Source organism: Citrobacter sp. CK202 (genome assembly GCF_030333225.1).
Taxonomy (GTDB): domain Bacteria; phylum Pseudomonadota; class Gammaproteobacteria; order Enterobacterales; family Enterobacteriaceae; genus Citrobacter_B; species Citrobacter_B koseri.
Map to the genome: position 1 here is coordinate 278,971 of NZ_JAOWGI010000025.1, position 13,750 is coordinate 292,720.

Annotated in this window: 10 protein-coding genes; 6 read left to right on the forward strand and 4 right to left on the reverse strand. The window is 52.4% G+C overall.

Annotation, left to right across the window (positions count from 1 at the left end; genetic code table 11):
• Nucleotides 1-3 precede the first annotated feature (3 nt).
• On the reverse strand, nt 4-1,371 hold the full coding sequence (locus OGX84_RS10920) for an L-serine ammonia-lyase (RefSeq protein WP_072025320.1): 1,368 nt from the start codon (nt 1,369-1,371) through the stop codon (nt 4-6).
• 216 nt (nt 1,372-1,587) lie between these two features.
• On the opposite strand from OGX84_RS10920, the gene serB reads away from it, so the two are divergent.
• From serB to OGX84_RS10935, 3 genes are all read left to right on the forward strand, one after another.
• Nucleotides 1,588-2,475 carry a phosphoserine phosphatase SerB gene (gene serB / locus OGX84_RS10925; RefSeq protein WP_112001911.1) on the forward strand — a complete coding sequence of 296 codons (888 nt, stop codon included), beginning with the start codon at nt 1,588-1,590 and terminating at the stop codon, nt 2,473-2,475.
• A 32-nt stretch (nt 2,476-2,507) separates the two neighbouring features.
• The gene (locus OGX84_RS10930) at nt 2,508-3,830 is read left to right on the forward strand and encodes an MFS transporter (RefSeq protein ID WP_012131609.1); all 1,323 of its coding nucleotides are present in this window, start codon (nt 2,508-2,510) and stop codon (nt 3,828-3,830) included.
• A 311-nt stretch (nt 3,831-4,141) separates the two neighbouring features.
• A complete protein-coding gene (locus tag OGX84_RS10935) occupies nt 4,142-6,127 on the forward strand; it encodes a ligand-gated channel protein (protein ID WP_024130173.1) in 1,986 nt (661 codons plus the stop codon).
• Between the two features lie 141 nt (nt 6,128-6,268).
• On the opposite strand, the gene lysP is transcribed toward OGX84_RS10935, so the two are convergent.
• Nucleotides 6,269-7,738: a lysine-specific permease gene (gene lysP / locus OGX84_RS10940; RefSeq protein WP_012131607.1), complete on the reverse strand. Its 1,470-nt coding sequence runs from the start codon at nt 7,736-7,738 to the stop codon at nt 6,269-6,271.
• A gap of 384 nt (nt 7,739-8,122) precedes the next feature.
• A complete protein-coding gene (yieE, locus tag OGX84_RS10945; RefSeq protein WP_012131605.1) occupies nt 8,123-8,986 on the reverse strand; it encodes a DNA-binding transcriptional regulator YeiE in 864 nt (287 codons plus the stop codon).
• A 119-nt stretch (nt 8,987-9,105) separates the two neighbouring features.
• Between yieE and OGX84_RS10950 the strand changes: the two genes are divergently transcribed.
• The 3 genes from OGX84_RS10950 to OGX84_RS10960 all read left to right on the forward strand — a co-directional run bounded on the left by OGX84_RS10950 (nt 9,106) and on the right by OGX84_RS10960 (nt 12,225).
• Nucleotides 9,106-10,155 carry a YeiH family protein gene (locus OGX84_RS10950; protein ID WP_012131604.1) on the forward strand — a complete coding sequence of 350 codons (1,050 nt, stop codon included), beginning with the start codon at nt 9,106-9,108 and terminating at the stop codon, nt 10,153-10,155.
• 115 nt (nt 10,156-10,270) lie between these two features.
• A complete protein-coding gene (gene nfo, locus OGX84_RS10955) occupies nt 10,271-11,128 on the forward strand; it encodes a deoxyribonuclease IV (protein WP_286458005.1) in 858 nt (285 codons plus the stop codon).
• A gap of 2 nt (nt 11,129-11,130) precedes the next feature.
• Nucleotides 11,131-12,225 (forward strand): sugar kinase, encoded by a 1,095-nt coding sequence (locus OGX84_RS10960; protein ID WP_024130172.1) that lies wholly within the window; start codon nt 11,131-11,133, stop codon nt 12,223-12,225.
• 205 nt (nt 12,226-12,430) lie between these two features.
• Here OGX84_RS10960 and OGX84_RS10965 read toward each other — a convergent pair whose 3' ends face one another.
• Nucleotides 12,431-13,681: a NupC/NupG family nucleoside CNT transporter gene (locus OGX84_RS10965; RefSeq protein ID WP_112001909.1), complete on the reverse strand. Its 1,251-nt coding sequence runs from the start codon at nt 13,679-13,681 to the stop codon at nt 12,431-12,433.
• Nucleotides 13,682-13,750: the final 69 nt, after the last annotated feature.

Below are 13,750 nucleotides of genomic sequence, written 5' to 3' on the forward strand. Positions count from 1 at the left end.
GTACTAGCACCTTTTTCTTGGCTGAATTTTTCCGAGGCATCCGTGATAAGTCTCGCGATATTTTGCGCTCATGTCTTTGCCAGTTTCATACATGGCGGCAATAATTTCATCCAGAGAAATACAGGGCTCGCTGATGCGGCTCATCGCCATCGTCGCCGCATTAATGGCTTTTACGGCAGAGATGGCGTTTCTTTCTATACAGGGAATTTGCACCTGCCCGCCAACCGGATCGCAGGTCAACCCCAGATGGTGCTCCATCGCAATTTCCGCAGCGCTTAATACCTGCCCGACGGATGCGCCCATCAGCTCCGCCAGCCCTGCCGCCGCCATCGAACATGCGACGCCGATCTCCCCCTGGCATCCCACTTCCGATCCTAAAATCGACGCATTCTGTTTAAACAACAACGCGACGGCACCTGCCGTAAGAAAAAAACGGGTGATAGCGCCCGCGTCCAGCGGACAAACAAACTTATCGTACCAGCTCAGCACCGCCGGAATAATGCCGCTTGCGCCATTCGTCGGCGCCGTGACAATCTGCCCGCCTGCCGCATTCTCTTCACTCACGGCAATAGCAAACACGTTAACCCAGTTCAGGGTCGTCAGAAAATCCGCTGCCGAAGGCTTCATACACAACGATTTATGCAATGCGCAGGCCCGACGCGGGATCTGATAAGGGCCGGGAAGCAGCCCTTCGGTATGCAGGCCACGGTGAACGGCCTGCTTCATAACCTCCCAGACCTGCGTTAAATAGCGCTGTAATGAGGGCTGAGAATGGCTGTTCAGCTCATTTTTCATCATCAGCGCCGCAACGGAAAGCCCGTTGCGTTGGCACAGCGTCTGCAACTGCGCGGCGTTGCGAAAGGCAAAGGGAGAGGCGCGTGTCTGATCTGTCGCCACGGGCGCAGACTCACCGTATTTTCGTACCTGCCCGGCGCCGGTCGAAAACCACGTCTCCTCGTATAACGTAAAGTAATCATCTTTGGCGCGAAAGGTCATCGCATAAGGATGTCCAGGATGCGCATGGTGATTCGCAATAATTTTCACCGCCACTGTCACCGTGCTGTTCGCCGGGGCTGGCACGTCAAGCATACCGTCATTTTCCGCACGCCTGATGGCGGTCAGTTGCATACGTAAATCCACCTTCTCCGGCTGATTTCCCAGCAACCCCAGATAAAGCGCGGCATCAACATTGTGGCATTTACGGCTTAACGATAATGCGCCAAACAATTCAATTTCAATATTCCTGAGTAACGGCAGCGTATCCTGCCGTTTTAGCTGCGAAATGAAATTGCAAGCCGCACGCATTGGCCCCACGGTTCTTGAACTGGATGGACCTATCACAATTTTGAATATATCAACGCAACTTTCCATTTTTATATATGTATTCCTAAAAAAAGCGCAGGGTGGGATGGCGATAATATACCGTAATCAACATATTAAAAATGATACTTTTCATGCTTATTCATTATCAGGTATTAAAAACAATACCATTTTATCTTTTCTTTAACATTCATATCTGTGATAGCACGATGCACAAGAAACAAACGCCGCCCATTATAATAAAGCGCAATGTAAAGGAGCAACATGATGGCAATAACTTACTTCGTCACATCAACAAACACAGAGCAACTTCAGGCATGGTTATATAATGATTTTCTTCGTTCTCACGCGATGCAATGTCATTATTTATTAGAGCGTCGGCATCTGGCATTAATCAATAAGGATTATTTAAAACTTACGCTACCCGATGAAATGCTGACGCAGGCTATTTATCAGAAATTACGCGCTGCATCACTGCAATTGCAGTTTGATTTTTTTGTCAAACCTCAGAGCATCCCCACAAAGGGACTGATTGCATTTGATATGGACTCAACGTTTATTGAAGAGGAAGGCGTGGATGAAATCGCTCACACGCTTGGCATCTCTGCGCAAATCGCGGAGATGACCCAACAGGCGATGGAAGGGAAAGTAGATTTCGACACCAGTTTTACCCGCCGTATTCGCATGTTAAAAGGCACGCACTGTGATGTCCTCAATGCCGTTTGCGATCGAATGACGATTTCCCCCGGCCTTGCCGCTATGTTGCCGGTACTGAAAAACAAAGGGTTTAAAACGGCCATTATTTCCGGCGGTCTGGATATTTTTACCCAACGACTGAAAGAAAAGTATCAGCTCGACTACGCCTTTTCCAACACGGTTGAAATAAAAGATAACGTCCTGACGGACAATATTACCTTCCCGATCATGAATGCCGGGAAAAAGCGGCAAACGCTCTCTGCGCTGGCAACACAACTCAACCTCGCTGTACACAACATTATTGCCTGCGGCGACGGCGCAAACGATCTGCCGATGATAACGTATGCGGGAACCGGTATCGCGTGGCGGGCAAAACCCGTTGTCAGAGAAACAATCCATCATCAGATTAATTTTCATGGATTCGAATCACTTCTGTTCTTTATTGAAGATGAATTATAACCACATTTCCGTCGCCGGAAGGGAAACTCACGATGAACATAAAAGCATTTATTTTCAGTCAGGCCGATCGGCCTGTTATGAACGCGAAAAAAGAGATTGATCATACTTATAAAAAATTTCGCACAGAGATCATCACCTCGGTATTTATCTCTTATGCCGTATTCTATCTGACCCGTAAAAACTTTTCTGCTGCGATGCCAGCCATGCTGGCGGATACGTCGCTAACCGCAGAAGATTTCGCCATCATGTCCTCCATTTTTTACATTCTTTATGGTTCCATGAAGTTTGTTGGCGGCATGCTGGTTGATAAAATTAACCCTAAAGCCATGACCGGCCCGGTGCTGATTGGCGTCGGCATCGTCAATATTCTTTTTGGCTTTTCCGATAGCGTCGCGGCGTTCTACGTATTGTACAGCCTCAATGCGATTCTCCAGGGCACCAGCTTCCCGCCAATGGCGAAAATTATGGCCTCCTGGTTCTCAAAAAACGAACGCGGGCGCTGGTGGGCAATCGTTGAAGCAGCGCATAACATTGGCGGCAGCCTTGCCCCGCTGCTCACCAGCTTCGCCATTGCCTTTAGCGGCAGCTGGAAAATGGGCTTCTATGTCCCTGGAGTCATTTCCCTTCTGATGGGGGTTGTCGCGCTGTTTACGATTCAGGATCGTCCCGGCACCCTCGGGCTACCCAATGTCGGCGAATGGCGTAACGATCCTACCGAGCTTGCACAGGTAAAAGCCAGCCCGGTCAATCTGAGCTTCTGGCAGGTGTTCGTTAAATACATTCTGACCAACCCACTGGTATGGATCATCATCGTGGGCGATATGTCCGTGTATATTGCGCGCACTATTCTCAATGACTGGCCGCAAATCTATTACTCGCAGGTACACGGCTGGAGCCTGATTAAAGCAAACTCCATTATCTCGTGGTTCGAAGCTGGCGGGCTGGCAGGGGGACTGCTGGCCGGATATTTGTCAGACTTTATGTTTAAAAGCAACCGCTGGATGACGGGGTTAATTTTCGCCTTAATGCTCTGCGTATGCATCGTGCTTATCCCATTGGTGCAGGATACCTCTTACACCATCACCGCCGTACTTTTCACCATCATGGGATTTGCACTGTACGGGCCGCATATGCTTTTTGCCGTCGGCTGCCTGGACGTTACTCACAAAGATGCTGCGGGTTCTATTACCGGTTTCCGGGGATTATTCAGTTATGTTGGCGCGGCAATGGCCGGCGTACCGGTCATTCTGGTGAAAAATAGCTGGGAATGGTCTGGCGTCTATATTTACGCCTTCATCGCTATTTTATTAACCACTCTCTCCCTGGCGCTACTTTCTCGTCTCCATCGTCTGTAAAAAACGATAATCTATTGCCATAACGTAACAACGGAGGGTATCCGCCCTCCTTTTCATCCTTCATTTCTCCATTTTTTCTTCAAAATTTCCTCACATTTACGATCCGCCATCTTATTGATTTGAAATCCCTTTCCGTGAAAAATAAATAAACACAAATGATTTCAATTATCATTTGTGTTTACAAATATTCATTCTTTTGTACAATTCGTCCCGCTTATTCACCGCAAAGAGTACTTAAAAGACAAATACATACCGTTGTCATGGCCTTTTTTCATGGCTCGCAGTTTTACTCATTTAATGGAATGACAAAAATGACCATACCTCACGTTAAGGCTATCGCTGCCGCAGTATGCGCAGCGTGTCTCCCATCGCTCGTCTATGCTGCCGATCAGGACACCGTCGTTGTAACCGCCACGGGATTTGAGCAGAAAATCCAGAACGCCCCTGCGTCTATCTCCGTTATCACCAAACAGCAGATCGAAGACAAAGCCTATCGCGATGTCACCGATGCGCTGAAAGATGTGCCCGGAGTCGTCGTTACCGGCGGCGGCAGCAGTAGCGATATCAGCATCCGCGGGATGGCTTCGCAATACACGCTGTTCCTGGTCAACGGTAAGCGCATCAGCACACGCGGCACGCGTCCGAACAGCGATAACTCCGGGATCGAGCAAGGCTGGCTGCCGCCGCTGGAATCGATCGAGCGTATTGAAGTTATTCGCGGGCCAATGTCATCGCTTTACGGTTCAGATGCGATGGGCGGCGTCATTAACGTGATCACCAAAAAAGTGTCCAACACGAAAGGCTGGACCGGCTCCCTGCATGGCGACGCCACCTTCCAGGAAGACAGGGACTCCGGTGATTTGTACCAGACCAACGCTTATGCGTCCGGCCCGCTGATTGACGGATTGCTGGGGGCGAAAGTGACCGGGCTGCTCTCTCGCCGTGCGGAAGACAAAATCGTCAATGGCTACAACGAGCAGCGCCTGCGCAACGGGGCTTTAACGCTTAACTTTACGCCGGATGATAAAAACGATTTTGACTTCGACATCGCGCGTGAATTGCAGGATCGCGACAGTACGCCAGGCAAGTCAATGGCAGAAGAAAGCTGCCGCAACGGTAGCTGTAAGCCAAACAGCAAAAGCGAAAACCGCTATGAGCACACCACCTATTCCTTAACCCACAGTGGTTATTACGACGACTTCAACACCACCAGCTACATTCAGCAGGAAGAGACCAACAACCCCGGTCGCCAGATGAAGTCTTACAACACCATCTTTAATAACCAGAACCAGATCTTCCTCGGCGCGCATACCCTGACATTAGGTGGGCAGTATCGTTACGAGAAACTGAGCGATAACGGCAACCAGTTAAAAGCCTACGAAGACGTGAACAAGCTGACCCGCTGGAGCTGGGCGCTGTTTGCTGAAGATGAGTGGGCGATGACCGACAGCTTTACGCTGACCGGCGGTATCCGTATGGATAAAGATGAAAACTATGGCGACAACTGGACGCCGCGTGGCTATGGCGTATGGCATCTTACCGATCAGTGGACCTTAAAAGGCGGCGTCTCTGCGGGCTACCGCGCACCGGATCTGCGCCAGTCCTCCCCGACCTGGGGACAGATTACCGGCGGCGGTCGTCTGAACGGTATTATTGTCGGTAACGCAGACCTGAAACCAGAAAAGAGCCTGAGCGAAGAGTTGGGCCTGCTGTGGGATAACGGAGATAACCTTAACGCTGGCGTGACGCTGTTCAATACCGACTTCAAAGATAAGATAACTGAAGTGCGTCGCTGCAACAGCAGTTCAGATCCGGCCTGTACTATTGGTGGTGAGAAATACGACTTTGTCAGCGATCGCGTCAACGTTGATAAAGCCAATATGCGCGGCGTAGAGTCCACCTTTGGCTGGAAGATCACCCGCGATCTCAACTGGACGGCGAACTACACCTATACCGAATCTGAGCAGAAAAGCGGCCAGTTCTCTGGCAAGCCGTTGAATAAAATGCCGAAGCATATGTTCAATACCACGCTGGACTGGCAGGCAACGCAGGATGTTGGCTTCTGGAGCCGTCTGAACTTCCGCGGCAAGACCTCCGAATACCTGAGCCGTACTTCAATGGCCCAGGGAACGCCGTCTTATACGCAGGTTGATGTTGGTGTGCGTTATTACGCGTACAAAAATCTGCTGTTAACTGCGGGCGTGTATAACGTTCTGGACAAACAGATCGATTACGAGACTTACGATACCATTCTCGACGGTCGTCGTTACACGGTTGGCCTGACTTATAACTTCTAAGTTCAGTACAACAAAAAGCCCCGGCATGATGAATGCCGGGGCTTTTTTATTTTACCTGCCGGATGGCGGCGTAAACGCCTTATCCGGCCTACAAATGTCGCTCCTGTAGGCCTGATAAGCGCAGCGCCATCAGGCACCAGGTTATTTCTTCACACGCTCCGGGAAGTGCATTTCACTGTAGCGAACAAAGTGCGTTCCCTTTGTCAGCTTGTAGCCAAACCAGATAGCCAGGAACAGCGGAATCCCGATATAGGTTGCCGCTACGCCGCCCCAGTCAATGGTGTCTTTCAGGAAGGCTTCATAGTTCTGCCCCAGCGTGATGGTCAGACACAGCACAAACGCAAAGATCGGCCCCAGCGGGAAGAATCCAGAACGATACGGCAGATCTTTCACATCGTTACCCTGCAACACATAGCCACGGCGGAAACGATAATGGCTGATGGCAATCCCCAGCCAGGCGATAAAGCCCGTCATCCCGGAGGTATTCAGCAGCCACAGGTATACCGTCTGGTTGCCAAACATCGACGTCAGGAAGCAAAGCCCCGCGATTACCGTCGTCGCATACAGCGCGTTACGCGGAACGCCGCCGCGTGACAGCTGCGCGAAAATACGCGGCGCTTTACCGTCACAGGCCAGGGTGTAGAGCATACGGGTAGACGCGTACATCCCGGAGTTACCCGCCGACAGCACCGCCGTCAGGATAACCGCGTTCATTACCGCCGCAGCGGAAAGCAGACCCGCATGCTGGAACACCAGAGTGAACGGGCTGACGCTGATGTCTTTCACATCGTTACGCAGCAGGCTCGGGTCGGTATACGGGATAATCAGGCTGATAATCAGGATCGCGAACACATAGAACAGCAGGATACGCCAGAATACCTGACGCACCGCGCGCGGAATGTTTTTCTCTGGATCTTCAGACTCACCCGCCGCGATACCAATCAGTTCCGTCCCCTGGAAGGAGAAGCCGACGATCATCGCCACGCCAATCATCGCCGCAAAACCCCCGGCAAACGGCGCATCGCCGGTCGTCCAGTTGCTCCAGCCCACTGGCTGCGCCCCTTTGAAGATGCCGACGATCATCATGACACCCACGATGATAAAGATAATGACGGTCGCCACTTTGATCAGCGAGAACCAGTATTCTGCTTCGCCAAAGCCTCTGACCGAGATGTAGTTCAGCAGGAAGATCACGCCGAGGAACAGCGCACTCCAGATCCAACCCGGCGTATCCGGGAACCACCAGTTCATCACCAGCTGTGCGGCCACGAGGTCTACGGCGATGGTCACCGCCCAGTTGTACCAGTAGTTCCAGCCGAGCGCGAAGCCAAAGCCTTCTTCAACATAGTTCTGACCGTAAGTCGCAAATGAACCGGATACCGGCATATACGCCGCCAGTTCGCCGAGACTGGTCATCAGGAAGTAGACCATCAGACCGATCAGGATATAAGAAAACAGCGCGCCGCCTGGACCCGCCGCAGAAATGGTTGCACCAGATGCAACGAAAAGACCCGTACCGATGGAACCGCCAATGGCGATCATTGTCAGGTGACGCGCCTTTAATTCGCGACGTAACGCGGGCGCTTCTGTGGTTTTAGTTTCGGAAACCATGTGAAAATGCTATCCATCCAAAAAATGAGGCGCGATTGTAGCAGACGAAACGCCATCCTTCCGGCACAAATGCGCAGTTATAAGAGACCTTCATGACTGGCCGCGGATTATAAGTAAAGTGTAGATCGGATAGACGTTAAGACATTCGCCTGATGGCGCTACGCTTATCAGGCCTACAGGATCGACATTTGTAGGCCGGATAAGGCATTTACGCCGCCATCCGGCAAAAGCGTTGAATTTGTAGGCCGGATAAGGCATTTACGCCGCCATCCGGCAAAAACGTTGAATTTGTAGGCCGGATAAGGCATTTATACCGCCATCCGGCAAAAGCGTTGAGTTTGTAGGCCGGATAAGGCGTTTACGCCGTCATCCGGCAAAGGACGCTTATTCGCAGTAGCGCAGAAAACGCTGTAAGGCATTGGAAAGGTGTTTCTGTCGATGGTGGATTCGCCACAGGGTTCGCACCAGGCGCGGCAAAGGCACCGCGATTTCACTCAACGTTCCCGCCTGAAGCTGTTCCTCAATAACCCGCCGCGACAGGCAACTGATGCCCAGACCATGACGCACGGCGTGTTTGATCGCTTCGGAGTTACCCAACTCCATCGCCATTTCGAATTTTGGCAAGTGCGAAAGCAACAGGTAGTCAACAATCTCACGCGTACCGGAACCGCGCTCGCGCAGTATCCAGGGCGCGGCGGCAAGTTGTTCAAGCGTTACCGGCCCTTGCGCCAACGGCGAGGACGGTGCGGCAAACACCACCAGCTCATCGTCCAGCCACGGCTCAGAAATAATCTCAGTATTGTGGCACGGGCCTTCAATCAGGCCGATATCTACCCGAAAATCAAGCACCGCCGTAATGACATCCTGGCTGTTGCCCACGCTAAGTTCCAGCGGCAGATCGGGAAAGTCCTTCCTGTAACGGGCAATTACCGCAGGCAGGATGTAATTACCGATGGTGCTACTGGCATAAACGCGGATTGCGCCGTTGTCTTCCCGAAACAGTTGCTCAATTTCGACAGCCTGCTCCAGCAGCGCCAGCGCGCGCGGGTACAGCAAGCGCCCGTGTTCATTGACCACCAGCCGTTTTCCAACGCGGTCAAATAGCTGTACGCCAAGCTGACCTTCCAGATCGGTCAATGCCGCGCTTACGGCCGACTGCGACAGCGACAGCATGACTGATGCCTGGGTCGTCGAGCCGCTTTTTAGCACCTCAGTAAAAACTTCTAGTTGTCGTAGCGTGATATGCATTGTTGTTTTCCACTGGCAGGCCGTCGCTTACCACTTATAAAGATTAATTATAAATATATAATCAATTTTATTTTTAAACCAGTTCGCCATAACATTTTACCCATATAGAGGAGAAGGTTATGACAGAACTCACCTTACAGAATCACCATCGTACAGTGTGGCATTTTATACCGGGGCTTGCCCTGAGCGCAGTTATCACAGGGGCCGCCCTGTGGGGTGGATCTATTCCAGCCGTCGCGGGAGCCGGGTTCAGCGCCCTCACCTTAGCCATCTTACTGGGAATGGTCATCGGCAATACGGTGTATCCGCAAATCTGGAAAAGCTGTGACGGCGGCGTGCTGTTCGCTAAACAACATCTATTACGCCTGGGGATCATTCTCTACGGGTTTCGCCTCACCTTCTCACAGATTGCAGACGTGGGCGTCAGCGGGATTGTGATTGATGTACTGACGCTCTCCAGCACTTTTTTACTCGCCTGTTTCCTCGGGCAGAAAGTGTTTGGTCTGGACAAGCACACCAGTTGGCTGATTGGCGCCGGAAGCAGCATTTGCGGAGCGGCGGCAGTGCTGGCAACGGAGCCCGTCGTTAAAGCGGAGGCCAGTAAAGTTACGGTGGCCGTCGCGACGGTGGTGATTTTCGGTACGCTGGCAATCTTCCTCTACCCGGCAATGTATCCGCTACTGGCGCACTGGTTCAGCCCGGAAACCTACGGCATCTATATTGGTTCGACCATGCATGAAGTAGCCCAGGTCGTTGCCGCCGGACACGCCATTAACCCGGACGCGGAAAACGCCGCGGTGATTGCCAAAATGCTGCGCGTAATGATGCTGGCGCCGTTTCTGATTCTGCTGGCCGCCCGCGTGAAACAACTTTCTCCGGCGACGGGCGCGGAGAAAAGCAAAATCACCATCCCGTGGTTTGCGGTGCTGTTCATCGTAGTGGCAATCGTTAACTCGTTCCATCTGCTGCCGCAGGCGGTGGTAAACATGTTGATTACGCTGGATACGGTTCTGCTGGCGATGGCAATGGCCGCGCTGGGTCTTACAACGCACGTCAGCGCGCTGAAGAAAGCCGGAGCGAAACCGTTACTGATGGCGCTGGTGCTGTTTGTCTGGCTGATTGTTGGCGGCGGCGTGATTAACGTACTGATTCACCATCTTATCGCATAAAGCACTACATTTTGCCCCTGTTAACCCGCTATCATTGGAGAGTATTTTTTTCGAATACACGACATTATTCAAACCTGAAGAATAATGTGTATAGCGGGTTTAACAGGAGTCTTCCATGAAATATATCGGAGCGCATGTCAGCGCCGCTGGCGGGTTAGCCAACGCTGCAATTCGCGCCGCAGAAATTGACGCAACCGCATTTGCGCTGTTCACGAAAAATCAGCGTCAATGGCGCGCCGCGCCGCTCACTGCCCAAATCATTGATGACTTTAAGGCCGCCTGCGAGAAATACCACTATTCGCCTGCGCAGATCCTTCCCCACGACAGCTATCTGATCAACCTCGGGCACCCTGTCAGCGAAGCGCTGGAAAAATCGCGCGATGCGTTTATTGATGAAATGCAGCGTTGTGAGCAACTGGAGCTATCGCTGCTCAATTTCCACCCGGGTAGCCATTTACAGCAAATCCCGGAAGAGGAATGTCTGGCGCGAATTGCAGAGTCGATCAACATTGCCCTTGAGAAAACCCAAGGGGTCACGGCAGTCATTGAAAACACTGCGGGTCAGGGGAGCAATCTGGGATTCAGGTTTGAGCATCTCGCCGCCATCATCGACGGCGTGGACGATAAGTCCCGCGTGGGCGTCTGTATTGATACCTGTCACGCGTTCGCGGCCGGTTACGATCTGCGTACCACCGACGAATGTGAAAAAACATTCGCCGATTTTGAGCGTATTGTGGGCTTTACATACCTGCGCGGCATGCACCTGAACGACGCGAAAAGCGCCTTTGGCAGCCGCGTTGACCGTCACCACAGTTTGGGCGAAGGCAACATTGGTCATGATGCATTTCGCTGGATCATGCAGGACGATCGTTTTGACGGTATTCCGCTGATTCTGGAAACCATCAACCCGGATATCTGGGTAGAAGAGATCGCCTGGCTGAAAGCGCAGCAAACGGCAAAGGTGGTTGCGTAATGATGAACGACAGGGAAAAGCAGATCCTCAAGATCCTGCGCCGCAATCCGCTCATTCAGCAAAATGAAATCGCTGATATTTTGCAGATCAGTCGCTCACGCGTGGCGGCCCATATTATGGATCTGATGCGCAAAGGGATGATCAAAGGCAAAGGCTATATCCTCACCGAGCAGGAGTATTGCGTGGTGGTCGGGGCGATCAATATGGATATTCGCGGCGTGGCGGATATCCATTATCCGCAGGCGGCTTCCAACCCTGGCAGCATTCACTGTTCTGCTGGCGGCGTGGGGCGCAATATTGCGCATAATCTGGCGCTGCTGGGTCGCGATGTGCATTTGCTCTCTGCGGTCGGTAGCGATTTTTATGGTGAAACGCTGCTGGAGCAGACTCGTCAGGCTGGCGTGAACATCTCCAGCTGTATCCGTCTGCATGGGCATAACACTTCAACCTATCTGTCCATCGCCAACCAGCAGGAAGAGACGGTGCTGGCGATTAACGACACCCACATTCTGCAACAGCTGACGCCGCAGTTGCTGAATAGCTCGCGGGATCTGATCCGTCACGCTGGCGTGGTGCTGGCGGACTGCAACCTGACGCCGGAAGCCATCGAATGGGTCTTTACCATTGCGGATGAAATCCCGGTCTTTATTGATACCGTTTCAGAGTTCAAAGCGGAAAAAATCAGGACCTGGTATTCACGCATTCATACGTTAAAACCCACGCAAAAAGAGCTGGAGATTCTGTGGGGAAAAGCGGTGCGTTCCGATGCCGACCGTGTACAGGCCGTCAATGACCTGCATCAGCAAGGCGTACAGCGAATCTTCGTTTGCCTGGAAGATGAAGCGGTCTTTTGTAGCGAGAAAAACGGCGAGCAGTTTTTACTCACCCCGCCGTCTCACACCCGCGTGGACAGCTTCGGCGCGGATGATGGCTTTATGGCCGGGTTGCTCTACAGCTTTCTGGAGGGAAGTGATTTTCGCGATAGCGCGAATTTCGCGATGGCCTGCGCGGCATTATCGCGCGCCAGCATCAGTATTAACAACCCCACCCTCTCCGCCGATAACGCGCTTTATCTGCTGAAAACAACCCTGGCATAATGCCTGATGGCGCTGCGCTTATCAGGCCTACGGGGTGCGTCACTGTGGGTCGGATATGCCTGATGGCGCTACGCTTATCAGGCCTACGGAGTGCGTTACTGTGGGTCGGATATGCCTGATGGCGCTACTCTTATCAGGCCTACGGAGTGCGTTACTGTAGGCCGGATAAGGCGAAGCCGCCATCCGGCAAAATCGTCTACTACAACTACGCCAGCCCGATAAAGAACCCCGCGATAGTAGCGCTCATCAGGTTAGAGAGCGTTGCCGCCGCCAGCGCACGCATTCCTAGCTGAGCGATTTCCGGCGCACGCTGCGGCGCAATCGCAGAAAACGCGCCAACCACCACGCCAATCGAACCAAAGTTGGCAAAGCCACACAACGCGAAAGAGATGATCGCTATCGTCTTCACATCCAGCGTACCGGCAGCTTGCAGATACGGAGAGAAGTTGAGGTAAGCGACAAACTCGTTAATCGCCAGTTTTTGTCCAATCAGGCTACCGGCAAGCGTCGCATCGCTCCAGTCCACGCCCATAATCCAGGCCAGCGGCGCTAAAACCCAGCCGAAGATCCCTTCTAGCGTGGCGTGACCAAAGCCGAACCAGCCGCCAATGCCGCCGATGATGCCGTTAATCAGCGCGATAATCGCCACAAACGCCATCACCACCGTCGCTACACCAGCGGCGATTTTCAGCCCGGTCATCGCGCCGCTGGCCGCCGCTTCAATGATGCTTTTTGGCGGCGTTTCGGTAAACGACAGATTTTCAAACGTCACTTTAGACTCTTCCGTCGCCGGGCTCAGCATACGGGCAAACAGAATGCCGCCAGGGATCGCCATTAAGGACGCCGCCAGCAGATAATCAATCGGCACCCCCATTCCGGCATAGCCAATCATCATCGAACCGGCGATTGAGGCCATGCCGCTACAAATGGCGGTAAACAGTTCATTACGATTTAGACGGTCGATAAACGGTTTTACGATCGCCGGGATCTCGTTTTGCCCGAGGAAAATGGTAGTGACCGCAACAAACGACTCGATCTTGCTGATGTTCAGCGCTTTCTGGAAAATACCGCCGAGGATACGGATCAGCAGTCCCATCACGCCAATGTAGTAAAGCAAGCTGATCAGCGCAGTCACAAAGATGATGGCCGGCAACACGCGAAAGGCAAAGATAAACCCAGCGCCGTCAAACAGCACATCCATTTTTGGCCCTACTAATGAGCCAAAGATAAATGCGCTACCCGCGTCGCTGTAGGACATCACCTTGTGGACACCGAGCGCGGCCTGCTCCACCAGCCATTTCCCCGGCGGGAAATAAAGCATGATCCCACCGATGGCGATTTGCAGCACCAGCGCTGCGCCAACGGTACGCAGGCTGATACGTTTTTTATTCACTGACAGCAGAAATGCGATTGCCAGTAGTACCACCATACCCACAACACTTCTCATTATATCCATAATGATTTTCCCTTCATGCCAGGAAACCCGGCGTGAAAGCCAGGTTTTGATATCGCGGGCGACCGCTCT

Excerpts from the sequence above, each read along its gene's own strand:
- yieE (WP_012131605.1), bottom strand. The coding sequence starts at position 8,986 with ATGCATATCACGCTACGACAACTAGAAGTTTTTACTGAGGTGCTAAAA.
- OGX84_RS10965 (WP_112001909.1), bottom strand. The coding sequence starts at position 13,681 with ATGGATATAATGAGAAGTGTTGTGGGTATGGTGGTACTACTGGCAATC.
- OGX84_RS10920 (WP_072025320.1), bottom strand. The coding sequence starts at position 1,371 with ATGGAAAGTTGCGTTGATATATTCAAAATTGTGATAGGTCCATCCAGT.
- lysP (WP_012131607.1), bottom strand. The coding sequence starts at position 7,738 with ATGGTTTCCGAAACTAAAACCACAGAAGCGCCCGCGTTACGTCGCGAA.
- OGX84_RS10960 (WP_024130172.1), top strand. The coding sequence starts at position 11,131 with ATGAACGACAGGGAAAAGCAGATCCTCAAGATCCTGCGCCGCAATCCG.
- OGX84_RS10950 (WP_012131604.1), top strand. The coding sequence starts at position 9,106 with ATGACAGAACTCACCTTACAGAATCACCATCGTACAGTGTGGCATTTT.
- OGX84_RS10935 (WP_024130173.1), top strand. The coding sequence starts at position 4,142 with ATGACCATACCTCACGTTAAGGCTATCGCTGCCGCAGTATGCGCAGCG.
- OGX84_RS10930 (WP_012131609.1), top strand. The coding sequence starts at position 2,508 with ATGAACATAAAAGCATTTATTTTCAGTCAGGCCGATCGGCCTGTTATG.
- nfo (WP_286458005.1), top strand. The coding sequence starts at position 10,271 with ATGAAATATATCGGAGCGCATGTCAGCGCCGCTGGCGGGTTAGCCAAC.
- serB (WP_112001911.1), top strand. The coding sequence starts at position 1,588 with ATGGCAATAACTTACTTCGTCACATCAACAAACACAGAGCAACTTCAG.